The 22592-nt window shown below is 67.9% G+C and carries 19 protein-coding genes and 2 tRNA genes; 12 read left to right on the top strand and 9 right to left on the bottom strand.

The features are described from left to right. Positions 1 to 67: 67 nt before the first annotated feature. Positions 68 to 2470 carry a penicillin-binding protein gene (locus ACWGSK_RS26720; RefSeq protein ID WP_452457110.1) on the top strand — a complete coding sequence of 801 codons (2403 nt, stop codon included), beginning with the start codon at positions 68 to 70 and terminating at the stop codon, positions 2468 to 2470. A 77-nt stretch (positions 2471 to 2547) separates the two neighbouring features. Here ACWGSK_RS26720 and ACWGSK_RS26715 read toward each other — a convergent pair whose 3' ends face one another. Continuing rightward, complete coding sequence (locus ACWGSK_RS26715; protein WP_358511093.1) at positions 2548 to 3000, bottom strand: GatB/YqeY domain-containing protein; 453 nt, start codon at positions 2998 to 3000, stop codon at positions 2548 to 2550. A gap of 98 nt (positions 3001 to 3098) precedes the next feature. Between ACWGSK_RS26715 and ACWGSK_RS26710 the strand changes: the two genes are divergently transcribed. Both ACWGSK_RS26710 and ACWGSK_RS26705 read left to right on the top strand, forming a co-directional pair. Continuing rightward, positions 3099 to 4019, top strand: a complete 921-nt coding sequence (locus ACWGSK_RS26710; RefSeq protein ID WP_358511096.1) for a metallophosphoesterase — start codon at positions 3099 to 3101, stop codon at positions 4017 to 4019. Positions 4020 to 4093: 74 nt separating this feature from the next. Continuing rightward, a tRNA-Pro gene (locus tag ACWGSK_RS26705) sits at positions 4094 to 4167 on the top strand. Between the two features lie 71 nt (positions 4168 to 4238). On the opposite strand, the gene ACWGSK_RS26700 is transcribed toward ACWGSK_RS26705, so the two are convergent. Both ACWGSK_RS26700 and ACWGSK_RS26695 read right to left on the bottom strand, forming a co-directional pair. Further along, on the bottom strand, positions 4239 to 5486 hold the full coding sequence (locus ACWGSK_RS26700; protein ID WP_452457100.1) for an amidohydrolase: 1248 nt from the start codon (positions 5484 to 5486) through the stop codon (positions 4239 to 4241). Between the two features lie 378 nt (positions 5487 to 5864). Next, positions 5865 to 6389 (bottom strand): lytic polysaccharide monooxygenase auxiliary activity family 9 protein, encoded by a 525-nt coding sequence (locus ACWGSK_RS26695; protein ID WP_358511099.1) that lies wholly within the window; start codon positions 6387 to 6389, stop codon positions 5865 to 5867. Positions 6390 to 6909: 520 nt separating this feature from the next. On the opposite strand from ACWGSK_RS26695, the gene ACWGSK_RS26690 reads away from it, so the two are divergent. Beyond that, a complete protein-coding gene (locus tag ACWGSK_RS26690) occupies positions 6910 to 7746 on the top strand; it encodes an oxygenase MpaB family protein (RefSeq protein ID WP_452457099.1) in 837 nt (278 codons plus the stop codon). Here ACWGSK_RS26690 and ACWGSK_RS26685 read toward each other — a convergent pair. Then, entirely contained in the window at positions 7743 to 10613 is a 2871-nt protein-coding gene (locus ACWGSK_RS26685; protein ID WP_358511104.1) for an AfsR/SARP family transcriptional regulator, read from the bottom strand. The genes ACWGSK_RS26690 and ACWGSK_RS26685 overlap by 4 nt on opposite strands. Positions 10614 to 10858: 245 nt before the next feature. Next, a complete protein-coding gene (locus ACWGSK_RS26680; RefSeq protein WP_358511107.1) occupies positions 10859 to 11011 on the bottom strand; it encodes a hypothetical protein in 153 nt (50 codons plus the stop codon). Positions 11012 to 11577: 566 nt separating this feature from the next. Between ACWGSK_RS26680 and ACWGSK_RS26675 the strand changes: the two genes are divergently transcribed. From ACWGSK_RS26675 to ACWGSK_RS26665, 3 genes are all read left to right on the top strand, one after another. Continuing rightward, positions 11578 to 12189 (top strand): hypothetical protein, encoded by a 612-nt coding sequence (locus ACWGSK_RS26675; protein ID WP_358511110.1) that lies wholly within the window; start codon positions 11578 to 11580, stop codon positions 12187 to 12189. A gap of 6 nt (positions 12190 to 12195) precedes the next feature. Beyond that, positions 12196 to 12792: a hypothetical protein gene (locus ACWGSK_RS26670; protein ID WP_358511113.1), complete on the top strand. Its 597-nt coding sequence runs from the start codon at positions 12196 to 12198 to the stop codon at positions 12790 to 12792. A gap of 175 nt (positions 12793 to 12967) precedes the next feature. Beyond that, positions 12968 to 13771 (top strand): hypothetical protein, encoded by an 804-nt coding sequence (locus ACWGSK_RS26665; protein WP_452457098.1) that lies wholly within the window; start codon positions 12968 to 12970, stop codon positions 13769 to 13771. Positions 13772 to 13793: 22 nt separating this feature from the next. Here ACWGSK_RS26665 and ACWGSK_RS26660 read toward each other — a convergent pair whose 3' ends face one another. Next, a complete protein-coding gene (locus ACWGSK_RS26660; RefSeq protein ID WP_452457097.1) occupies positions 13794 to 15026 on the bottom strand; it encodes a hypothetical protein in 1233 nt (410 codons plus the stop codon). A 158-nt stretch (positions 15027 to 15184) separates the two neighbouring features. Here ACWGSK_RS26660 and ACWGSK_RS26655 point away from each other — a divergent pair, with 158 nt between their 5' ends. The 3 genes from ACWGSK_RS26655 (at position 15185) to ACWGSK_RS26645 (ending at position 17361) form a co-directional block, all read left to right on the top strand. Then, complete coding sequence (locus tag ACWGSK_RS26655) at positions 15185 to 15706, top strand: NUDIX hydrolase (protein WP_452457096.1); 522 nt, start codon at positions 15185 to 15187, stop codon at positions 15704 to 15706. A 200-nt stretch (positions 15707 to 15906) separates the two neighbouring features. Then, on the top strand, positions 15907 to 16344 hold the full coding sequence (locus ACWGSK_RS26650) for a hypothetical protein (RefSeq protein WP_358511125.1): 438 nt from the start codon (positions 15907 to 15909) through the stop codon (positions 16342 to 16344). Between the two features lie 204 nt (positions 16345 to 16548). Next, the gene (locus ACWGSK_RS26645) at positions 16549 to 17361 is read left to right on the top strand and encodes a DUF2786 domain-containing protein (protein ID WP_452457109.1); all 813 of its coding nucleotides are present in this window, start codon (positions 16549 to 16551) and stop codon (positions 17359 to 17361) included. A gap of 211 nt (positions 17362 to 17572) precedes the next feature. Here ACWGSK_RS26645 and dnaN read toward each other — a convergent pair whose 3' ends face one another. Both dnaN and ACWGSK_RS26635 read right to left on the bottom strand, forming a co-directional pair. Continuing rightward, entirely contained in the window at positions 17573 to 18715 is a 1143-nt protein-coding gene (gene dnaN / locus ACWGSK_RS26640) for a DNA polymerase III subunit beta (RefSeq protein WP_452457108.1), read from the bottom strand. A gap of 126 nt (positions 18716 to 18841) precedes the next feature. Beyond that, positions 18842 to 19300, bottom strand: coding sequence for a DUF4442 domain-containing protein (locus tag ACWGSK_RS26635; protein WP_452457107.1), 459 nt, complete (start codon positions 19298 to 19300; stop codon positions 18842 to 18844). A gap of 109 nt (positions 19301 to 19409) precedes the next feature. On the opposite strand from ACWGSK_RS26635, the gene ACWGSK_RS26630 reads away from it, so the two are divergent. Next, positions 19410 to 19498, top strand: a tRNA-Ser gene (locus ACWGSK_RS26630). Positions 19499 to 20063: 565 nt separating this feature from the next. Further along, on the top strand, positions 20064 to 21620 hold the full coding sequence (locus ACWGSK_RS26625; protein WP_452457095.1) for an alpha/beta fold hydrolase: 1557 nt from the start codon (positions 20064 to 20066) through the stop codon (positions 21618 to 21620). A gap of 177 nt (positions 21621 to 21797) precedes the next feature. On the opposite strand, the gene ACWGSK_RS26620 is transcribed toward ACWGSK_RS26625, so the two are convergent. Next, positions 21798 to 22262: a hypothetical protein gene (locus tag ACWGSK_RS26620; RefSeq protein ID WP_358511131.1), complete on the bottom strand. Its 465-nt coding sequence runs from the start codon at positions 22260 to 22262 to the stop codon at positions 21798 to 21800. Between the last annotated feature and the right edge of the window lie 330 nt (positions 22263 to 22592).

The following is a 22592-nucleotide window of genomic DNA, read 5'->3' as shown; positions in this document are numbered from 1 at the left end:
TCGACACCGGTTGCACCGCTTTATCGCGTTCGCGGTCACTTAGTCTGATGGGGTGGGTCAGGGGACATTGCTTCAAAGAATCAGCCAACTGATGGTCGTCGGCGTGATCGCCGGTCTACTCGTCGCCGCCTTGGCTCTGCCGGCGGTCGGGGGCATGGGGATCACTGCCAGGAACGTCGCCAGCGGCTTTCTCGACATGCCCAGCCAACTGGAGACCCCTCCGCCTCCACAACGCTCGACGATCTATGACGCCGATGGCGGCGTCATAGCGGAGATCTTCGACCAGAATCGTGAACTGGTCGACATCGAGGACATCTCCCCGAACATGACCGACGCGATCATGGCGATCGAGGACTCCCGCTTCTACGAGCACGGTGGCCTGGACGTGTCCGGCACCTTGCGCGCGGCCATCCGCACGATGGGCGGCAACACCGAGGGTGCTTCCTCGATCACACAACAGTACGTCAAGAACGTGCAGATCGAGGCGGCCACCTCCCAGGAGGAACTGGACCACGCCCGCGAGGAGACGATCGCCCGCAAGATCCGGGAGCTGCGCTACGCGGTCGCCCTGGAACAGCGGATGACCAAGGACGAGATCCTTGAGGGCTACCTCAACATCGCCTACTTCAGCGACGGCGCCTACGGTGTCGAGTCCGCCGCCCAGCACTTCTTCCAGGTGTCCGCGGCCGATCTCGAACTGCACCAGGCCGCGACCATCGCCGGTCTGGTCCGCTACCCCTACCTGTACAACCCCCGCTTCTTCCCCGAGCAGACCGAGGAGAGACGCAACGTCGTCCTCGATCGCATGGTCGCCACGGGTTCCATCACCGAGGCGGAGGCCGACGAGGCCAAGGAGGAGAAGCTCGAACTGGAACTGGACACCCCGCCCAACGGGTGCGTGCCCAGTGACCAGCCCTTCTTCTGCGACTACGTGGTGCAGGAGATCGAGCAGGACGAGCGGTTCGGCCCCAACGAGACCGAGCGCGCCCGCTGGCTGCGCACCGCGGGCCTGGAGATCCACACGACCCTGGACCCGCAGACCCAGGAGGCCGGCCAGGCCGCCGTGGACAAGTGGGTGCCTCGTGAGAACGAGTCCCGCAAGGTGGCGGCGCAGGCCGTGGTCGAGCCCGGGACCGGCCACATCCTCGGCATGATGCAGAGCCGCAACTACGGACCGGACGAGAGCCAACTCGGCGAGACGTCCATCAACTTCGCCACCGACTCCGACCGAGGCGGCAGCAGCGGCTTCCAGGCCGGCTCGACCTTCAAGGCGTTCACCCTGGCCGCGGCCCTCGAACAGGGCCTGCCGTTCAGCACCTCGTTCAACTCACCGAGTTCCACCACGGTGAGCGGGCAGACCGCCTGCAACGGCGGACGCCTGGAGAGCTGGTCGTTGAGCAACGCGGGTGACAGCAACGCCGGCAACCACAACATGATCTCCGGCACCAAGGCCTCGTCCAACACCTTCTTCGCGCAGCTGCAGGCGCGGGCCGGGCTGTGCAACACCATGAAGATGGCCGAGAAACTGGGGCTGCAACGCGCCGACGGCACCCTGTTCACGGAGAACGCCAACTCGCTCGCCAACAGCAGCTTCACCCTGGGCAGCGAAGAGGTCTCCCCGCTGCGGGTGGCCAACGCCTACGCCACCTTCGCCGCCGGCGGCCAGTACTGCGAGCCGCAGGCCATCACCAAGATCGAGGACAACCAGTCCGGCACCACGATCGACATCGAGCCCGAGTGCGAGCAGGCCATCGAAGAGGACGTCGCGGACGGCACCAGCTACCTGCTGACGCAGCCCTTCAACGGCGGTACCGCGGCCAGCCTCGGCATCGGTCGACCCGCCGCGGGCAAGACCGGCACCACCGACGGTTCGGCGGCGGCCTGGTTCGCCGGGTTCACCCCGCAGATGGCGAGCACCGTGTTCGTCGGCGACCCGCGCGGCCCGCAGCAGTACCCGCTGCGCAACGTCACCATCGGCGACCGGCACTTCGGGACGGTGTACGGGGCCACGATCCCCGGGCCCATCTGGCAGGAGACCATGCGCGGCGCCCACGAGGGCCTGGAGGTCGAACAGCTGGCGTCGGCGCCCGGCCGATTCGGCTCCACTTCCGAGCCGCGTTCGTCCAACGACGATGACGATGACGCCGACGAAGAGGCCAGTCCGGCCAGCGACGACGGCGGCGTGCCCGACGTGGTCGGCATGCCGGAGTCCGCGGCGGTGTCCGCGCTGGAGGAGGCCGGCTACTCCGTGAACGTGTCGGGGACCGTGCTGCGTTCCTCCGAGTCGGAGGGTTCGGTGGCCGCGGTGAACCCGGACCCCGGCAGCCGCCTGCCGGAGGGGGCCACGGTCAACGTCTTCCTCAGTGACGGCACCGGCCGGGAGAGCGCCGGAGGTCCCTCCGGGGACACCGACTGGCACCCGGTCCTACCGGCCGGCCCGGTGAACAACGGCCGGAGCGAACAGGACTGACCCGGGTCCGAACACACGGGAAAAGGGGGTGGGGTGATCAGATCATCCCACCCCCTTTCGTTCTTCGAACCCGTTGGTCAGGCCAGCCGGCTCTTGACCTCCGCGGCCACGCGGGCGCCGTCCGCGCGGCCCGCGACCTGCGGGTTGACCACCTTCATGACCTTGCCCATCTCCTGCATCCCGGAGGCTCCGGTCTCGGCGATCGCAGCGGCGACCAGCTGGGAGAGCTCCTCGTCGGTGAGAGGCTTGGGCAGGTAGTCCGAAAGGATCTCGCTCTCGGCGCGCTCGTTGGCGGCGTCGTCGACGCGGCCGCCCTTGTCGAAGGCCTCGGCGGCCTCGCGGCGCTTCTTGGCCTCGCGGACCAGGAGCTTGGTGACCTCGTCGTCGCTCAGGGAACGTTGGGTGGAACCTGCCGCCTCCTCGGTGGCGATGGCGGCTAGCACCATGCGAAGGGTCGCGGTGCGCACCTTCTCACGCGCCTTCATCGAGGCGGTGAGGTCGGACCTGAGGCGATCTTTGAGTTCGGACATGACCTGATCCTATTGCCGTGACTCCCACGCGGACCAACGCTTTGCGCACGGGACGGTTCCGGATCTGAGACGATCGATCAACGAAAGAGGAGGGCCGGATGAGCGTGGACGGTAGACGAATTCTGCGCGGGATCGGGCGTACGGCCGCGATCACGGGCGCGGTCGGTGTGGCTGGACTGGGGTACGCCTCGGTCATCGAACGCAACTGGTTCCGGCTGCGCAGGTACGAACTTCCCCTGTTGCCGGCCGGCAGCCCCCGGATGCGGATCCTGCACCTGTCCGACGCGCACCTGACGCCCGGACGGAAGATGCTGATCGACTGGATCCGCGGGCTCGAACGGTACGAGCCGGACCTGGTGATCAACACGGGCGACTCCCTGGCGCACCCGGAAGCCGTCGGGCCGTTCATCGACGCGCTCGGGCCGCTCCTGGACCGCCCCGGCGCGTTCGTGTACGGGTCGAACGACCTGTTCTCGCCACAGCTGAAGAACCCGGCGCGGTACCTGTGGCGGACCAGCAAGAACGACTACAGGAAGCGTCGGGTGCCGGACCTGCCCTGGCGTGAGCTGGGCGCCTCGATGTCGGCGTCGGGTTGGCTGGACCTGAACAACCACAAGGGTTCGTTGAAGGTCGGTGAGCTGGACGTGGCCCTGGGCGGCGTACACGACTCGCACATCAAGCTGGACCGGTACGACGCCATCGCCGGCCGGGCCGACCCGAGCGCCGACCTGCGTCTGGGGGTGCTGCACTCGCCCGAACCCGCCAACCTGGACCGGTTCGAGGCCGACGGTTACCAGCTCCTGCTGGCCGGACACACCCACGGCGGCCAGTTGTGCCTGCCGTTCTACGGGACCCTGGTGACCAACTGCGGGATCGACCGCAAGCGGGCCTGGGGGCTGAACGAGTACGGGAAGGCGTGGCTGCACGTCTCTGGCGGCATGGGCACTTCCCCGTACGCTCCGGTGCGGTTCTGCTGCCGCCCCGAGGCGTCCCTGCTGGACCTGGTCCCGGGGGCCTGACCCGCACCGGAACAGTGTGGCGTGAACCGCGTCGCGAGCACTCCCCGAATCCGCTAGACTTGGGGATGTTGCTTCGGGGTGTAGCGCAGCTTGGCAGCGCGCTTCGTTCGGGACGAAGAGGTCGTGGGTTCAAATCCCGCCACCCCGACGAGCACGAAGGCCGGTCCCACGGGACCGGCCTTCGTCATGTCCGGGGTCCTTCGCTCCGGCTCTGGGCGATCAGTCGCCGGAACCGTCCCTGCCCGCTCCGAGGTAGGCCAGGATCCCCGTGATCGCCGCACGGGCCCCGGTGGCGAGCGTCGGCTCCATGGCCGGTGCGAAGTAGGGCGAGTGGTTGGACGGCGGCTCACCGTCCACGGGGTCGAAGCCACCGAAGAACCAGTAGACCGAGGGCACGTCGATGGCTTCGGAGAGTTCCCCGAAGTCCTCACTGCCCATGTTCGGGGCGCCTTCGGACACCCGGTCCTCTCCCAGCCCGGCGCGCAGGGCCGCTTCGACCCGCGCGGCCTCGTCGGGGTCGTTGTAGCACTGCGGGAACCTGTAGAGCTCCTCGATCAGCGGCTCCGGAGCGTTGGAGACGGCCGCCTCCCCCGTGATGACGCGGCGCACCGCCGCGAGCACCTGGTCGCGCACCTGGGGTTCGAACGTGCGGATGTTCAGGGTGAACTCCGCCTGGGCCGGGATGATGTTCTCCTTGAACCCGGCGTGGAAGGTGCCGCAGGTGATCACGGCCGGGGACCGCGGGTCCAGTTCGCGCGACACGATGGTCTGCAACCGGGTGACGATGGCCGCGCCGAGCACGATCGGGTCGACCGAGGCCTGTGGCTGCGAACCGTGGGCCTGGCGTCCGTACACCGTCACCTTCAGCGAGTCGGCCATGGACATCGCGGCGCCGTGGCTGACCGTCACGGCGCCTGCGGGCAGCGGCATCACGTGTTGGCCCAGGACGATGTCGGGGCGAGGGGCTCGGTTCCAGAGTCCGTCGTCGACCATCGCACGCGCGCCGACCGCCGTCTCCTCACCGGGTTGGAACACCAGGACGAGCGTTCCCGACCACGCGTCGAGGTCGGAGACCAGGACACGGGCGGCCGTGAGCGCGGACGTGACGTGGGTGTCGTGGCCACAGCCGTGCATCACCGGGACCTCGGTCCCGTCGTCGAGCGTGCCGACGGCCTCGCTGGCGTACTCCAGGCCGGTCTCCTCACGGATGGGCAGCGCGTCGGTGTCCGCGCGGAACGCCACCACGGGGCCCTCTCCGTTGTGGACGACCCCGACCACCCCGGTGCCGGCGCAACGGAAGTGCGCGATGTCGAGGTCGTCGAGTTCGGCCTCGATGAAGTCGGCGGTCGCGTACTCCTTCATGGACAGTTCGGGGTTGGCGTGCAGGTGCCGGTAGATCCGATGCATGCGTTCGGTGTCCAGTCGGGCCGGGTCGGCGGGGCCGGTGGTCTCGGGATGAGCGGTCATTTCGCGGTTCTCCCTCTGGGACGGCGCCCCGGGTGACGTGCGTACCCGGTCGGGTGTGGACGCGGCACGGTGGTCGCACCGGAACCCTGTCCACAACATTGTCACCGGCACCCACGATTCGGTGGCGAACCAGGGCGCTCCCGGCGCGGCCGGGACCAGAACGAATCGGATCACCAGAACGGTGGTGACGGCGAACCCGAAGAAGCGCTCCGGGCGGTCTCCGCTCTCGCCGCGGAGCTCGCCGTCCGCGAATCCATGATCTTTCAGGCACCGCATTCTCCGGGCCCCGTCAAAGGGTGGGGGAACGCGTGCCGGTCCGGCCGTGGCGGGCCGGACCGGAACGCGGGGGGTCAGGGGTGCGGTGGCGGACTCGGGAGGTTACAGAGCGCCGACGTTGACGTCGATGCAGTTGTAGAACGCGTTGGAGGTGTCGGCGACGTTCCAGCGGGCCAGGACGGTCTGCTCACCGCTGTACCCGGACAGGTCGACGTCGTGGGAGAAGTAGTCCGGCGGCTGGGCGCCACCGTCGTCGAAGCTCGCGATCAGCTCGCCGTCGATGAAGTACTCCCACGTGGCGGTGGAGTGGTTGGCCGTGATGATCCAGTCGAAGGTGGCGGTGGTGCCGACGGGGGTGACGTCCCAGCCATAGTTGTCGTCGCGGAGCTCGGAGTAGATCTCGTTGCCTCCGGCACAGTCCATCAGGCCCTTGGGGCCCTCGACGCTCTGCGGCTCCCACTGGATGGGACCGCACTCGACGACCCCGGCGTTGCACTGGGCCTGCCGGCTGGGCGGGTTGGAGATGTAGCCGTGGGCGCTGGCGGTGCCCGCGGGCATGAGGCCGAAGACCAGGGCGGTTCCGGCGGCGACGGCGGCGGTCGATCGGATCTTGCTGCGCACGGTCATGAATCGTGCCCTTCCTGGGGGTCACGACCCCGGAGGGTCGTAGCGGGATGACCCGGACCGGCACCGGTCCAGGGGATCGGGCGGAGGTCCCACGGCCGGTTAGTCCGTGGGTTCCGGGCTCGGCCGAGAACGGCCCCGTGGTGGTCGGGAAAGTCCTCCACCCGGTTGTCGAAGACGGTAAAGAGAGCGTCACGGCCCGTCAAGACCCCTGTTGGCCCCAGGCGGCTCCGAATCCGCGTGACGGGCGCGGGGTGGGGGAACGAGTTCCGACCGCTGGTACTGGTGGGTTCCGGACGACACGAACGCCGGAACTGGAAAGATACCTTCCAGATTCGATGCCGGTCTGGCGCGAGGAAGGGCCGAGCAAGGGTCGGGCCATGCGGGATTTCCGCTGGACCTCACCTTCAGGTAACAGTTCCCTTACCCCCGTCACGACGCGCTTCGGAATCGTCGACTCCGGGGCTCATCGGAACGCGCGCGTCCTCGCCCGTCGATCCGGGTCTTGACCTACCATCCAGACATGGACCGATCGTCCGACCAATCGATGCTGCGCCGGGTCCAGGCCGAGTCCGGGCTCCTGGCCGGGGCCGGCTACGCGATCCTGCTCCAGATCGCCCACCCGTCCGTCGCCCAGGGCGTGTCCGACCACAGCGACTTCACGTCCCGTCCACTCGACCGTCTGCGCGGCACCCTGTTCTACCTGTACGGAACGGCGCTCGGGACGGACGAGGAGCGCGCACGGGTCCAGGCGATCGTGCGGGCCATGCACCGCAAGGTGCGCGGCCCCGGCTACGACGCGCTCGATCCCGACCTGCTGTTGTGGGTCGGCGCGACCCTCTACCGATCGGGGGAACGGCTGCACGAGCTCGTCATCGGCGAGTTCGCGCCGGGCGAGCGGGAGGCGTTCCTACGGGAGGCCGCGGTGTACGCCACCGCGCTGGGCCTGCCGGAGGAGACGTGGCCCTCGACCCCGGAGGAGTTCGAAGCGTACTGGGAGCGGAGCCTCGCGGACCTCGACGTAGGCCCGGTCGCCCGCGAGTTGGCCAACGGGGTCTTCCGGCCACGAAACCGGTTGCTGTGGCCGCTCACCTCCGCCCAACGGTTCCTCACCGGTGGGCTGCTGCCGGAGGGGCTACGTCGGGACTTCGGTATTCCGTGGTCGGCCGCGAGGCAGCGCCGGTACGACCGGTTGATCCGGGTGACCAGGACGGTGTACCCGAGGATCCCGCGCCCGGTGCGGACCCTGCCATCGAAGCTGTACCTGCGGTCGATGCGCCGTCATGGGGGTTGGAAGGCCCCGGGGACAAAAGGGGTCAAGGGAACGAAGCGGAGGCGGAACGGCCGCCGACTCGTCTAACCGCCCAGTTCTCGGAGCGCTTCGCGCGCCTGCGCCGCCTCGGGCAGGTCGAGTTCCTCGAAGGTCCCCAGGGCGTCGGTGAGCAGTTCCCTGGCCCGGTCCGGAGACACCAGTGGTTCGGGGATCCGGCCCAGAGCGAGCGAGGCCCGAGCGGCGATGTAGCGCTCGTCCCGCTCGACGGCGGTGGCGAGGGCCTTCTCCAAGACCTCCGCGGCCTCGTCGAAACGGCCGGTCACGCTGAGGGTCGTCCCGTAATCGGTGAGGATCTCCGCGTCGCCACTACGGTCGCCGCTTTCCTCCGCCAGTTCGAGTGCCTTCACATGGGCGGCGACGGCCGATTCGAATTTTCCCACGGCACGGTGCGCGACTCCGAACGAGTTGTGCACGAAGATCAGGTTCCCGACCAGCTGAAGCCGTGTGGACAGCTCCAGCGCCTCCTCCAGGTCCGCGAACGCGCGGTCGTACTGTTCGAGTCCCACACACGCCTCGCCCATGACCCGCTTCACGTAGGCCCGGCCCTCCTCGTCGGAGTCACCCATGGGGGTCTTGAGCGCCCGTTCGGCACAACGCAACGCCTCCTCGTACTCGCCCAGGGTTTGGCGCAGGACCGCGAGGTTCCCCCGCTGCAGGGATTCGACCCTTGGATCCTCGGTGGCCGTCGCGTGAGCCAACACCCCCTGGATCGCCTCGGCCGAGTCCCGGAACCTTCCCACTCGTTCGTAGACCATGGCGAGGTTGGAGAGCGCCCGGACCATGCCCCACTCGTCCTGGACCACTTCCAGGATGTCCTTGGCCTCGGTCAACATCTCCAGGGAGCGATCGAAGGAACCCGCGATGTAGTAGGCGATGCCCATCCCGATCAGGGTGACCGCGCGTCCACGTTCGTGTCCGCTTCCGTAGTTGGCGGCGAGGACCCGTTCGTGGAGGGACAGGATCATCCCGGACCTGCCACGGATCGTGTAGAACTTCCAGGTCGAATCGGCGAGTCGCCAAGCGTCCTCCGCGCGTTCCTGCGCGGCGAAGTACTCGACGACCTCCGCGATGTGGTCCTGGTGGAGTTCGAACCATTCCTCGGCCTCGGCCCGGTCGTTCAGTTCCGGGCTGTACCGAGACGGCTTGACGGGGTTCTCACCGCTGTGGCGTGGCCCGCCGAGAAGTTCCGCCGCCCGGTCGGTGGTCGCGGTGAAGTAGTCGGCGTGGGCCTGTCGGGCGCGTTCGAACTCCATGACCCCGAGATCCGTCCTCCCTCTCTGCGAGGCGAAGACGTGGATCAGGTCGTGGAACCGATAGACGTCGGCGTGAGGTTCGTCCAGCAGGCAGACACTCACCAGGTCCTGAAGCACCTCGTCGGTCTCCACCGGTGAGAGGGCGAGGATGGTGGCGGCCCCGTGAAGGTCGATGTTGCGGCCGAAGGCGGCGCTGAGCAGGAGGAAGGCCCGGTGCAGTTCCGGGTTGAGACTGCGGTAGGAGAGGTCGATGGCCGACTCGACGCTCTGCCCGTCCACCTGGAGTTCCCGGAACTGGCGGTTCTGCTCGCTCAGGCGCCGCACCACGTGCGCGAAGGTCCACCGGGGCCGGCTCATCATCCGTCCGGCCACCACCCTCAGGGCCAGCGGTAGACCTCCGCACAGCCGGGCGACCTCTTGGGCCTGTTCGGGTTCCTGGGCGACCTTGTCCTCGCCCAGCACACGGGCGAAGAGCTCCAGGGAGGACTTCTTCTCCAGGACGTTCAGGGAGATGTAGCGGGCTCCGCTGAGACCCGACAGGTCGTTGCGCGAGGTGACCAGGGTCAGTGATCCGGGGGACGCGGCCAGGAGTGGGGCGACCTGGGAGTAGGTGACGGCGTTGTCGAGAACCGTCAGGACCCGGCGCCCCATGAGGGTGGCCCGCCACAGCGCGGAACGCTCGTCCAGGGACTCGGGTACCTCGTCCGGGTCCACCCCCACCGCGCGCAGCAAGGCTCCCAGGGCGGTGTGGGAGTCCAGGGGCTCCTTGTCCAGGGTGTAGCCGTAGAGGTCGATGAACAGCTGACCGTCCGTGTACTCCTCGGCCAGTTCATGGCCCGCCCGAACCGCCACGGTGGTCTTGCCGACACCACCGGTCCCGGTGATGACACAGATCTTGGCCCGCTTCTCGTCGTGAGCTGCCAGGTCCAGGATCTGGGTGAGGGAGCTCTCCCGACCGGCGAAGTCGGGGATGTCCCGCGGCAGGTCGTTACGGACGACGAAGCCGTCCTCCCTGCTCAGCACCAGCGAACCGGACCCCTTCGCCGGTGTCTTCTCAACGCTGTCCGCACGCAGGATCTGCGTGTGCAGGGCCATCAGTTCGGGGTCCGGATCGACCCCCAGCTCCTCCGCGAGCCGGGAACGGATCGCCTCGTATGCGGACAACGCGGCGGCCCGTTCACCACTCCGCCAAAGGGCGGTGATGAGGAGGTGGTGGATCCGTTCCCGCAGTTCCTCCTGCCGGGCGATGGGGGTCAGGTAGGCGACCACCTCCTTCGCCCGACCCAGTTCAAGCGCGCAGTCGGCCCACTCGGCCACGGCCGCCCAGCGCTCTTCGAGCATCGGGGACACGACCGAGTAGAGGAGGTGTTCCGACCCGACCCCCGAGAAGGGGACCCCACGCCAGGATTCGAGGGCCTTGGACAGCCGCGTCATGGTCTCCGGGGAGGCGACGCCCTCCGCCGACTCCCGAAGCCGCCGGAACCTGTGCAGGTCGACACGGTCCGGGTCGATGTCGGCCAGGTAGCCGCCGGAGGTGGTTTTGATCAGCCCGGGAAAGGAACGGCGCAGGTGAGAGACCTGTACCTGGATCACCGAACGCGCGGTGCGAGGTGGGTCGTCGTTCCACAGAAAGCTGATCAATTGGTCGAAAGTGACCTCTCGACCGGCGTATACCAGGAGTACGCCCAGGACACAACGTTGCCGTGGTCCACCTACCGGAAGGGATCTTCCGTCCGACCACGCGGCAATGGGGCCAAGCACGCCGAAATCCACAAGCAGCAACCCTAGCAAGCCGCCACTCGTGGAATAGGAATTCGGGGAGCCCGTTCGCTCCGAGTACCCCCCTCCAGTCGGTACTCGGAACGGACGGCCCCCGGAGGGAAGGACTACTTGTCCTCCTTCTCCTCCTTCTCCTCTTCTGCTTCCTTGGGAGCCGCCTCCTTCGGGGTGGGCTCCTCCATGGGACGCATCTTGGCCTCGGGGGTCGCACCCGCCACGATCGCCTCGAACTGCTCGTCCACCGTCAGCATCTTCGGCACTCGAACTCCTCTTCTCACCGCACTCGTGTAGAGCCGCAATGTGGCCCTACGCCGTCTTCGAAGCATCATGGGACTCACCGCCCTCCGGCGGAAACGCCATCCGTGGCGCCCTCCGCCTGGGGGCTCACCACGGATGGCTCGTGTCCGATTCGTCGCCGGGCCGGCGTGTCTCCCACGAGCCGTCCTCTCGCGGGCGCCGGTCTCGCCGATCGAGCTTCACACTAGGGAGATCCTCTTCCGAGACGCTTACAAACCGCTTTCAGCTCGGAAAGAAAAACCCAAGGTCGTTCCGCGGACACCCATTGTTGACATCTGGCATTAACGGGTTCAACCCCCAACCCGAATCCGCACCATGCGTAGTTATTTATTCACTCCCGGTAATTATAGGTTCGCCCTCAATAACCGGTCCCGTTTCTCGGCCCACGCGATCCCCGAACCGCACGACCGGACCCGCACCCTCGAACGACACCGAAAACCGCCAGGACCTGCGAGAATTCGCGACCTTGTTCGACCGGTTCCGGACGTTTTGAGGTGCCCACGACCCATTACCTCTAGACTTGCGCCTCGTGGTGCACCATCTCGGCGCCGCGGAGGAACCGCGGCGCTCTCCCCTACCCGCGAACCCCTTCGCGAAGTTCGCCCTGTTCTCCCTGGCCGGCGCGGCCTGCGCGGTCGGTCTCCTCGGTGTGGCCGCGTTCGGTGGGCTCGACACCCACGACCCGCTGGCCGACCCGGCCGAGCCGGGCACCGAGTTGAAGAACGACCTCATCGTCGTGACCCCACACGAGGCGCGGATCCACTCCGACGACCTCGGTACCTACCTTCAGGTCAGGGCCGACATCGAGCTGCGCGGCTCCGAGCGCCCCGTCCCGATGGGCAACGTCGGCGGCAGCCTGGTGGTGCACGCCGAACCCGGCGGGCAGACCGTGAAGGGGCCGGAGATCAACTACGAGCGTCAGCCGACGGGTTACGTGTCTCACCTGCAACCGCACTCGGTGGAAGAGTCGGCCATTCTGTCCTGGGAGGTCCCCCGGAACTTCGACGTCGACGACGTGGAGAGCCTGGGTTTGGCGCTGCACGAGATCGAGGAGCTCCAGACCACCGGTGGCACGGGGACCCTGTGGGTCGGAACCAAAGACGTGGTGGGCGCGGTCTCGCTCCCCCTGGACGGGGGCTGAACGAACATGAACCGACCCCTCACCGTCGTCGTCTGCGTGCTCTTGGCCGCCGGAATCACCCTCTGCCAGCACTTCGTGGTGGCCAAGGACAAGATGGTCGAACCCATCGGTACGTCCGGGTCCGCCCGGGAGCCCGTCGTCACCGACGACTTCACCCTGGAGATCGACCGGGTCGACCTGAGCACGTCCCTGAGCGCCACCGACGCCTTCGGCGAGAGCACGGAGCCGGTCGAGGCCAACGGCGTCTGGGTGCTGGTCTGGGCCCGCATGACCGCCGAGCACACCACGATGGTCGGTTTCCCCGCCGAGCTGCGGATGAAGGACGGCACCACCTATTTCGAACCGAGCTGGTTCCCCGACGCGATGGACCGCGCCACCCTGTCGCCCGGTCTGCCCCTGTACGGCGCGTTCGTGTTCGAGGTGCCCGAGAAGGAGATCGACGAGCCCTCCCTGGTCGTCACGAACGCCCCCGGGTTCGAAGGTCGCCTCGGCGCCCAGGCCGCGGTGGACCTGGAGCTGACGGACACATCGCCCTCCGACGAACCCGCGGAACTGCTTCCGCCTCAGATCCAGGCCGGGGAGGACATCGATGCACCCGAATGATCCCCACGGGCAAGGTCCTCTGCCGGGCTCTCAGCCCCCGTATGGGCGCCCGAACCCCTCGTACGGCCCGGGTGGACCCGGGGGGCGCCCATGGCCACCCCAGGGGCCGCCTCAGGGCCCGCCTCCGCCGGGGGGACGGCCGTCCGGATGGCCGCCCATGGGTCCTCCCCCACCGATGCCTCCAGGCCTTGGCGGGCACCCCGGGCAGGGTGGGCCGGCCACCGGCGCCCAGGTCCCTCCCGCACGTCCCGGACCGTACTGGGGACAGCCTCCCCAGAACCACCCGTGGAACCCGGAGGCGCGGGACCCGCGTTCACCCCGACCCGCCTCGGGCCCTCGCTCGGCACGCCACGCCCGTCCCTCACCCGACTCCGGTCGGCCACGCCGCGCCCTCCCCCTGTGGAAGCGCCTGCACCTGCCCTACGTGGCCGCCTTGGTCGTACTGTTCCCGATCATGGTCGGGTGGCCGTATCTGACGGAGGCCAGGGAGGTGAGCGAGAGCGGTCTCGTCCGCCCCGAACCGCGGGTCGTCGAGGATTCGACCGCCACCATGGCCGGCAGCGAGTGGGAGGTCCTCGGTTACCTCGTCGGTTACGTGGAGGGGCAGACCCCACCTCCGGAAGGCGTGGAACTGGTCGACGTCGGCTTCAAGGTCACCCCCGAGGACGATGACGCGGGCGAGCTGCTGAACGCCTACTGCCGCTTCCGTGCCATGGACGAGGACGGACGTACCTGGGAACCCACCACGGAGTACGGCATGCGCGACCTCTCCGAGGACCAGGGCGTGACCATGGGCGGCTGCTCCGACGCCGACGCGGCTCCGATCCCGGCGGGCAAGGAGCAGACGTTGGTGCTGTCCTTCCTGGTGCCCGAGGACGTGGCCGAGGAACTCAGGTACGAGGTCACCGTGACGACCACGGGCGACCTCGACCGTTCCAAGCCCGAGGCCCTGCTCTTCGAGGCCGACCCCTTGGAGTGACCCCGACCTGCGAGGGGGCTTCCTAGGACGCGTGTCGGGCCGTGTGCCACAGGTGCCGGCCCACACTGTTCTCCTCCGCCTTGCGCAACGCGATCTCGAAGGCGGCGGCCAGCAGGCACAGACGGAACAGCATGTGCAGGGCGTCCACGGTGAAGTCGATGGGCCGCAACCATGGCCAGAGCTCACCCTGGAACTCACCCGGGCCGAGCAGGACGAAGAGTCCCCGGTTCAGTTGGCTGAACACCATGTCCAGGAAGACGAAGTACAGGCAGAAGGTCAGGTAGAACACCGGACCCGCGCCGAGCACGAATCGCCCGGCGTTGAGCAAGGGCGTGAACTTGTCCCGGAAGTCCGAGTCCGCCTGCCGTCCGAACACCTTGCCCAGCCTCGCGGCGAGGTTGACGGCCGCTCCGACCCGGCCACCGCCGCGACGCTCCTCGAAGAGGGAGTCGTGGTCGCCGATCTGGGCCCGGTAGACCACCGCGGTGATGGTCAGCCACAGTATGGGGCCGAGGAAGCCCTCCTTGACCGAGGTCCACACGGCGGTGATCGCCGCGACGATCCCGGCGGAGAGTTCGGGCACGTTCAGCTTGATCCCGAAACCGTCGATGGCGCCCTTCAGCGTGGTCTCCACCCCGACCCAGGCGGCACGGTTACCGACCCACTCATGGGAGAAGCCGATGAAGACCCCGACGGAGAACAGGGCCAGGAACATCCAAACGCCCTCGAACAGCGCCGTGAGGACGCCCAGGACCGGGTTGCGCCCCGACTCGTAGAAGTGTCCGCACACGCGCCGCAGCAGCCAGGCCACGACCGCCACCGCCAAGGGCAGGCCGAACCAGCTGAGTTCGGTCGGGGTCGCGAAGGCCTCGATGCCGCCGGTGTTGAGCAGGCCGATGCTGTAGGTGTCGTACTCCTCCTTGATCAACCCCCAGGCCCCGTAGAAGACCAGGAACGGCATGATCGCGAGGGCGACCCCGTCCACGACCCGACGTTCTCGTTCGGCGAAACCGGTGCGTTTCCCCCGCCGGACGACCTCGGAGTGGAGTTCCCGGTCCACCAGGGGGAGCCCCGGGCGTAGGAGCTGGAACATCACCACGAAGGTCACCAGGGTGACCAGCAGGGTGAGCCCGAGGCCGGCGAGGGAGAGGGTGGGGTTCACGTCGGTGAGACCCACCAATCCGCGCATGAGCAGGGTGTGCAGCAGCATCCCGCCGGTGTAGACGCACAACAGGGGAGCCCAGTGGCGGCGCACCAGGTCAAGAGCGTAAACCGGCAGGAGGGCTGCGGAAGACGTCGAGAGGGCCATAGGTTCAAGAGGTTAGCGGGATTCGCCGACGCGGACTCCCGTTGTCCACAGGGTGCGATGGGTCATCCACGCATCGGAGGAGACCGGGCTGATCGGAGGGCCTGATGCAGGAGGGCGACGGAAACGGCTGGGTGGAATTGCCCGACGGCTCCCGAAGGTGGGGGCTGTACGGCGCCGCCGGGTTGTTGTTGTACGCCACCGACGCGGCCGGTTCCGGCCACGTGCTGCTCCAGCACCGTGCGGGGTGGACCCACATGGGGGGAACCTGGGGCATCCCGGGAGGGGCGCGCAATCGGGACGAGACACCGCTGGAGGCGGCCGTACGCGAGTTCCGTGAGGAGGTCGCGGGTGATCTCGCCGACTACACGGTGTTGGGCCGGCACGAACACGATCTGTCGGTGTGGCGCTACGACACCTTCCTGCTGCGGATTCCCGCCCTGGCCCCGTTCCGACCCGGTAATTCGGAGAGCGAGGAGATCCGGTGGGTTCCGGTGACCTCCACGGAGTCGCTCCCCCTGCTTCCGGCGTTCCGCACGGCCTGGCCGCGTCTGCGGGCCGGTATGGAGGGCACCTACGACGGTCATCCGCGAAACCCGGGCGCTTCGGGCACTTCCGTGGACGTTTGATCGTTTCCCGAGGAGAGGCGCCCCGTGCACCGCTTCGGGGGCTTCGAGCCGTCTTTTCCCGGCGCGCCAGGTGCCGGGGCCCCACCTCCGGGGTAAGTCAGGGACGAGCCCTGATGCGTGGGACGCCCCGCCCCACCATCCTGGTAGTGGAGGGTCCCGCGACGCGCGGAGGCCACGCGAACTCGACTGGAGCTGTGAACATGACGCTGGAGCGCGGTAACGCATTCACTCCCGTCGCCTCGGCGACGATGATCTGGCCGTGGGGGGCTTCGGTCGTGGGCGGCTCCGTGGCCGGCGCCCTCTCCTTCCTGATGAACTTCGGCCTGGCCGGGATCCCCGGTGCGGTCACGACCGGCATCTTCTTCTTCGCGCTGATCGGCGGAATCGGCGGTGTGATGAGCAAGAAGAGCGACCGTCGGGGTCGCCGTTGGGCCGCCAACTACCCCTTCCGCTACGCGGCTGCGCCGGCCGTGTTCGCCGGTGGCGCCACCGCCATCATCAGCTACATCGGGTCCGTCATCGGCAGCTTCGCCATCTTCACCGGACTGTTCGGCGGTCTCTTCGCCGGTCTGGGTGTGGGCCTGGTCCTCTGGCTGATCATCGGCGTCGTCGCCGCGGTCGCGGGCAACAAGAACTGAGCGGTCTCCGACGGGTGGTCGATCACCTCGGCCACCCCGCACGGGACGGGCACGATTCGGGCAGGTGTGTGAGCGGTCTTCCAGGCCACCCTGACGGTGGTGGGGAACAAGAGGGCTTAGGCTCGTTGTTTCCGCCCGGGGCGGAACAAGACACTCACCTAGGGGAGACAACCGGCGCCGATGACTGAAGCTGCCCGTCAGAAGATGGTCGAGCGGGTCCGCGGGCTCCTTCGCATGGCGGAGGACCCCGCGGTCACCGATGCCGAGAGCCAGGCGTTCACCGCCAAGGCCGCCGAGCTGATGACCCGCCACGCGATCGCCGAGGCCGAGGCCCGCGTCGAGCGGGGCGAGGAACCGGACGCGATCAGCCGCATGGACTACACCGTTTCCGGAGCGGGTGGTCACGGCAAGTCCCGGGTGCGCGCTCTCGCCGACATCGCCGCCGCCTACGGGTGCCAGTCCGCGGTCCGGGGGAACAACTCGGAGACCACCGAACGCGTCATCATCCTGGTGGGTACGGCCAGCGCGTTGGACGCGCTGCGGATGTTGTTGCCTTCGATCTCCATGCAGATGGAGGCCTCCGCCCGGTTCATGAGTTCGTCGCACATCACCGACATTCGTGAACTGCGCAACTACACACGGTCGGCTTTGGAGACGGAGCGTAAGCGCTACTACCGTTCCTTCGTCCGTGCTTACGGGCAGGCGGTGGCCGAACGCATTCGGGAGTTCCGCGCCCGATTGCAGAGAATGGCCGCGTCCGAAACCGACTCCGACGGCGTTACCGACGGTGACGAAAGCGGTTCCACCCGCGGGGCGGCACTGATCCTACGCGAAGATGTGCATCGGGTGAACGAAGAGTTCCAAAAGCAGTTCCCACAGTTGCGCAAACATCGTCCCGAGCGCACCCACAGCGCCGCCGGATACCGGGCCGGATACCGCCGTGGACGCCAGGCGGAGCTGGGCTTGGACACCCCGGTGACCAGTGGCGGAACGTCCACTCTGGCCGAGGGCGAATAGCCACTCACGCGGAGTTGTCCACAGGTTGTGCACAGTTTCCACAGGAACGCTGTTTTCCCTTGTCACAGCGGAGAACAGGCCGTTTCAAAGGGCTCTACGACCCTTCTGCGCGACCGATCACCCCGGGTTATCCACAGGCTGGGGAGACAGCCTGTGGATAACTTGTGGACAGCCCTGTGGACAGTTTCCCCAAGAACAGGGAATCCGCTGGTCAAGTACTACGCAATGGCTGGACCAAGTAGTGGAACGAGGGCTCCTCGCCCTCCTTCGCCGGCACATCGGTGAACACCGCGGGTTTCGTCGGCTCGGTGAAGTTGAGGTAGGCGGTCGTGGTGTCCACCCCGGAGAGTCCGTCGACCAGGTAGTCGGGCTTGAACGCCACCTTCAGGGGATCACCCTCGTACCCCACCTGGATGGCCTCCACCGCTTGGGCGTCCTCACCCGAACCGGCCTCCAGGACGACCTCACCCTCCGTGAATGCCAACCGCAGAGGCGTGTTTCGGTCCGCCACCAAAGCGACCCGCTTGATCGCTTCCAGCAGCGGCGCCACGGCGACCTCGGCCCGCCCGGAGAAGTCGGTGGGGAACCAGGACGCGTACTTGACGAAGTCGCTGTCGATCAGCCGGGTGGTGGTGTGTCGCTCGCCGTTGGCGAAGCCGATCATGCCCTCGCCCGGTGACAGGTTGACGCCCTCCGCCACGGTGGTCGTGGACAGGGCGACGTCCACGTTGGAGTGGCCGATCAGACCGCGCACGGTGTTGGCGAGGGTGCGGGCGGGGACCAGGGCGGACACGTCCACCCCGGGGTCTTCCGGCTGCCACCACAGTTCCCGGACGGCGATCCGGTAGCGGTCGGTGGCCACGATCTTCAGCGAGTCGCCCGCGAAGTCCAGATAGGCACCGGTCAGCATCGGCAGGGTGTCGTCCTTGCTGGCCGCCGGGGTCACCTGACGCACCGCGGCGGTGAAGGCGTCGGCCGGTACCGAGCCGATCTTGCCCGGCATGCCGGGCAGCCCGGGGTAGTCCTCCAGCGGCATGGTGATGAGGGTGAAGCGGGCGGCGCCTCCGCGCACCTCCACCTTCGGGCCGTCGGTGTCGATGTGCACGGAACCGGACGGCAGGTTGTTAACGATCTCCGCCAGCAGGCGTCCCGGCACCAGTACCGCCCCGGGCTCTTCGGACAGGACCTCCACCGAGGCTCGCGTGGAGACCTCGTAGTCGAAGCCGGAGAGATGAAGGGTGGTGCCGTCCTCGGAGACCTCCATGCGCATCCCAGCGAGGACCGGTACCGCCGGCCTGGTGGGCAGCGCCCGCGCGGTCCAGGAGACCGCCTCCGCGAACGCGTCGCGATCCACTCGTAGTCTCACCGCACGGCCTCCTCTTTCAGCCAGGTTCCCTTTCCAGGTCAACGTACCCAGAGGTACCGACAATCGGCAGGCCCCTAGAGGAGGCGAGGAAGGCCCCGGCCGGGCCGGCGGAGGTCAGCCCCTGTTGGGCTTGAGCGTCCAGGTGACGGTCATCCTGCCGGTGACGGTGCCGTCCTCGGTGCGCAACTCCACCTCGATGGGGAACTCGGGGCGCTCGCCGGCGTCCAGTTCGGCCACGACCTGCTCGCGCGGGTGGGTGAGTGTGGCCTCCGCAATGACGTCGCCCAGGGCGATCTGGAGGAAGTCGACCTCGACCCGACTGGGGAAGGGCACCGCGCGGTTCAGTTGGTTCCCGAAGTCACCGATGATGATGGCGCCGGACGCGGACTCGGCCAGGGTGAACATGGCTCCCGTGTGGGGTCCGCCGATGTGGTTGTGGTGGTTCGCGTTCTCGGGCAGGCGCATGACCACGCGGCCGTGCTCCACCTCGACGAAGCCGATCCCGAGGTGCCGCGCGAAGGGCACGGCCGCGAGGAACCCGGACTTCACGAACTCCGCCGTACCGGCGTCCATTTTCTCCATGGCAGGTAGGTTACTCCTCAGTAACCCTGCCCGATACCCCTGCGCCGAAGCTCCCGCTGTGAGCTACCATGTCTGGCGGAGAGAGCCACGGCTCTCGCCTGGAGGGTTCGCATAGCGGCCGAGTGCAGTGCTCTTGAAAAGCACCAAGTCCTTGACGGGGCTTCGTGGGTTCAAATCCCACACCCTCCGCCGAACCTCCAAGGGCAGAGGCCCACTGGGGAAGCAGAGAAGGCCGGTGATCCGAGTCCATCGCACATGGACCGGCTCATCGGCCTTCATCGTTCCCGAGATCGGTTGCCTGCACCTTCCGCCAGACGTCGTCCATCACGCCCACGAGCTCATCCAACCGGCCCGGGAACAGACGATCGGCAGGCCGCTTCGCACAGGTCAGCGCCGCGTTGTGCGGCGGGTGCGGTATCCGGCTCGTTGCTGCCTGCGGACTCGGGGAGAGCTGGCGGCGCGGGCCTGCGGGTGCACCGTTGGGGATCGGCCGCGTGGAAGGCCTCGATGGCCCGTGCTCGTGGACCATCGACTTTCGTCGGTGACAGGCCGTTCCCCGGTGCCCGAGAGCCCTACTATCGCCACCCCCGGTTTCATCAGTCAGGTGGATCCGCCCGCGGTGCTCCCCTCACTAGATTGCCACTCGAACGCCAGCCGATAAGCGCTTCCGGCCGTCGAGTACGAGACCGGTGGCCGAACGATCGAGGAAAGCGCAGTGGGAAGAGCGAACATATTGACGGGAGCGGGAGCCGCCGTGGTCACGACCGGCCTCGCGCTCTCCCTGACCGGAGCGCTACCGTCGGATTCCTTCGCCGACGACCGACAAGAGCCCACCGAGGACCGGGCGTTGGCCGCCTTCCACGACCAGAACGTGGACTGGCAAGAGTGCGAGGACTTCTTCCTCACCGGTCTCGACTGCGCGACGGTGGAGGTGCCACTCGACTACGACGCCCCCGAGGGCGAACGGATCCACGTGGGGTTGAGCCGCCGGTCCGCCCAGGTCGACGAAGGGGAACGACAGGGCGTCCTGTTCACCAACCCGGGCGGACCCGGTGCGACCGGACGTTTGACCGCGGACGAGATCGGCTCCACCCCACTCGGAGAGGTCTACGACGTCATCGGCATGGACCCGCGAGGCCTGGGCGCCTCGACCTGGCTCGACTGTGAGATCGACCCTCCCCTCCTGGACACGCACCCCACCGACGAGGAGCTCGAACAGCACTTCGACGACCAGCGCGAGTACGCCAAGGCGTGCGACGAGGCCGATGGCGACCTGCGACCCCACTTCACCACCGCCAACACCGCCCGCGACATGGACGTCGTCCGCGCGGTGTTGGGGGAGGAACAGATCGACTACCTCGGCGCCTCCTACGGCACCTACCTGGGCGCGGTCTACGGAACCCTCTTCCCCGAGCGACTCGACCGGGCCGTGCTCGACTCGGCCGTCGACCCCGACGGGGTCTGGCGCGAGAACTTCCTGTCCCAGTCCCAGGCCGCGACCGACAACGTCGAGCGCTACACGGACTGGCTGGCCGAGCGTGACGACGAGTTCGGCTTCGGGACCACACGAGAAGAAGTCTCGCGCTCGTTCGAACAGACCTCCGAGCGACTCCGGGAGGAGCCCCGGGAAGCCGAGAGCGGGATGGTCTACGACGAGGACTACTTCCGCAGCCTGGTGAGCATCTCGGCCGACGACCAAGGGGCCTGGGACGAGTCGGCCTTGTTGTTCAAGGCCCTGGTCGAGGAGACCCCCCTTCCGGAGGCTCCCGAGACCCCGGGGGAACCCGACATGCCGATGCCGCCGGAGGACCCGGAGGAGGCCGAGGAACAGCTGGGACGGCTGGAGGGTCCCCCGCACCTGGTCTGGTCGCTCCTCTGCGAGGCCGAATGGCCCACGGATCCCGATCAGTACCGGGCCGACGTACGCGAGCTCCGGGACTCAAACGACTTCGGTCAGGCGGCGTCGCAGGCCGGACCACCGGTGTGCCTGTTCTCCGAGAACCAGCCGACCGAGCCCACCGTCGACCTGACCCGTGAGTGGGAGACCCCGGCGCTCGTCATCGCCGGCGAGTTCGACTCCAGGACCCCGTACCAGGGCGCGGCCAACATGGCCGATCGGCTCGACAGCCCGCTGGTGAGCGTCGTCGACAACGGTGGCCACGTCTACTACGGCTCCTCCCTCACAGACAACGAAGGGGACCAGATGTACCCGTGTGTCGCCGAGGCGGTGGAGGCCTACCTCATCGACGGTCAGGAGCTGCAGGACATCGACTGTCATGACCGTCCCCGACCGGGCGAGGACGCCCCCTAGTCGTTCGGCCAGGCGTTGAGGCAGGCATCGATCCCGGCCTCAGAACGCAAATCGTGAACCTTGGATGTCGATCGGCTGTGCCGGACACCGGGCCCGTCCCTCTTCCAGACGGGGAAGGAAGAGGGACGGGCCCAGCGTGTGTCCCAGTGGAGCCCCGCGCAGAGGGGCGCGGGGTCTCTAACCGCTGCCGGGTTCGGTTAAGCCCCATTCGCGCTTGAACCGCTCGCCTTGTTGTCGCCAGGCCCGTTCCTCTTCGGCGGTGAGGGGTGCGTTCTCGGGGTCGGGGCCGGAGGGAGCACCGTGATGGCGGCGCAGGCTCGCTTCCAGGAGTTCCGGGGTGGGTTCGATCTCGCTGCGCCAGTGGCTGCGGGGGTTGTGATGGGTGGCCATCCAGAACCGGCCCGTCCAAGCGAAGCGGTGGGTGCGCCCCCAGCGTTCGTACAAGCGCGCCAACACGACGGAGGGCGGTTCCCAGGTGTCGCCGCCGGCCTCCATGTGGTCACCCCCGTGGCCGGTGAGCAGGCAGCAGCGGCGGGTGGAACCGCATGCGTTGAGGTGCGTCTCGGTGCACAGCGGGACCGGAGCGTCGGGGAGTTCCTGCCGCGGCCTTGGTGTGGGGCGCGGGTTCGTCAGGTCGCTCATCTAGGCCGCCACCGGGATGCGGTGGAGACCATCGAGGACCCGGAGGAGCAGGGGGAGGTCGTCCATGGGCGGACGGGGCTGCGGAATGTGGGGCGTGCGAGTGGCCGGCCACAAGTGGGCGTAGGCACGCACCCGGGAGGCACGGCGGGGGCGGCGCTGACGGAGCACCTCTTCCGTGCACCGGGGCACGGAAGCCGGTTCGGACGGGTTCAGGTATCGGGGCGCCATGGGCGCACACCTCCTGGTTCAGGTGCCGGCTGGATGGGCCGGCCGCTTCTGGTGAAACACCATGGTCACTCAATGCGACTAGAAACGCAAGATTCGTTTTTA

Source organism: Nocardiopsis sp. NPDC055551 (genome assembly GCF_053619415.1).
Note: the sequence above shows the minus strand (reverse complement) of the source record. Positions and strands in the feature narration are given on the sequence as shown.

What these genes read in the sequence shown, in the direction of transcription:
- ACWGSK_RS26620 (WP_358511131.1), bottom strand. Translation starts at nt 22,262, where the DNA reads ATGAGCGACCTGACGAACCCGCGCCCCACACCAAGGCCGCGGCAGGAA.
- ACWGSK_RS26645 (WP_452457109.1), top strand. Translation starts at nt 16,549, where the DNA reads ATGGTCGAGCGGGTCCGCGGGCTCCTTCGCATGGCGGAGGACCCCGCG.
- ACWGSK_RS26710 (WP_358511096.1), top strand. Translation starts at nt 3,099, where the DNA reads ATGAGCGTGGACGGTAGACGAATTCTGCGCGGGATCGGGCGTACGGCC.
- ACWGSK_RS26635 (WP_452457107.1), bottom strand. Translation starts at nt 19,300, where the DNA reads ATGGACGCCGGTACGGCGGAGTTCGTGAAGTCCGGGTTCCTCGCGGCC.
- ACWGSK_RS26690 (WP_452457099.1), top strand. Translation starts at nt 6,910, where the DNA reads ATGGACCGATCGTCCGACCAATCGATGCTGCGCCGGGTCCAGGCCGAG.
- ACWGSK_RS26670 (WP_358511113.1), top strand. Translation starts at nt 12,196, where the DNA reads ATGAACCGACCCCTCACCGTCGTCGTCTGCGTGCTCTTGGCCGCCGGA.
- ACWGSK_RS26695 (WP_358511099.1), bottom strand. Translation starts at nt 6,389, where the DNA reads ATGACCGTGCGCAGCAAGATCCGATCGACCGCCGCCGTCGCCGCCGGA.
- ACWGSK_RS26650 (WP_358511125.1), top strand. Translation starts at nt 15,907, where the DNA reads ATGACGCTGGAGCGCGGTAACGCATTCACTCCCGTCGCCTCGGCGACG.
- ACWGSK_RS26700 (WP_452457100.1), bottom strand. Translation starts at nt 5,486, where the DNA reads ATGACCGCTCATCCCGAGACCACCGGCCCCGCCGACCCGGCCCGACTG.
- ACWGSK_RS26655 (WP_452457096.1), top strand. Translation starts at nt 15,185, where the DNA reads ATGCAGGAGGGCGACGGAAACGGCTGGGTGGAATTGCCCGACGGCTCC.
- ACWGSK_RS26715 (WP_358511093.1), bottom strand. Translation starts at nt 3,000, where the DNA reads ATGTCCGAACTCAAAGATCGCCTCAGGTCCGACCTCACCGCCTCGATG.
- ACWGSK_RS26665 (WP_452457098.1), top strand. Translation starts at nt 12,968, where the DNA reads ATGCCTCCAGGCCTTGGCGGGCACCCCGGGCAGGGTGGGCCGGCCACC.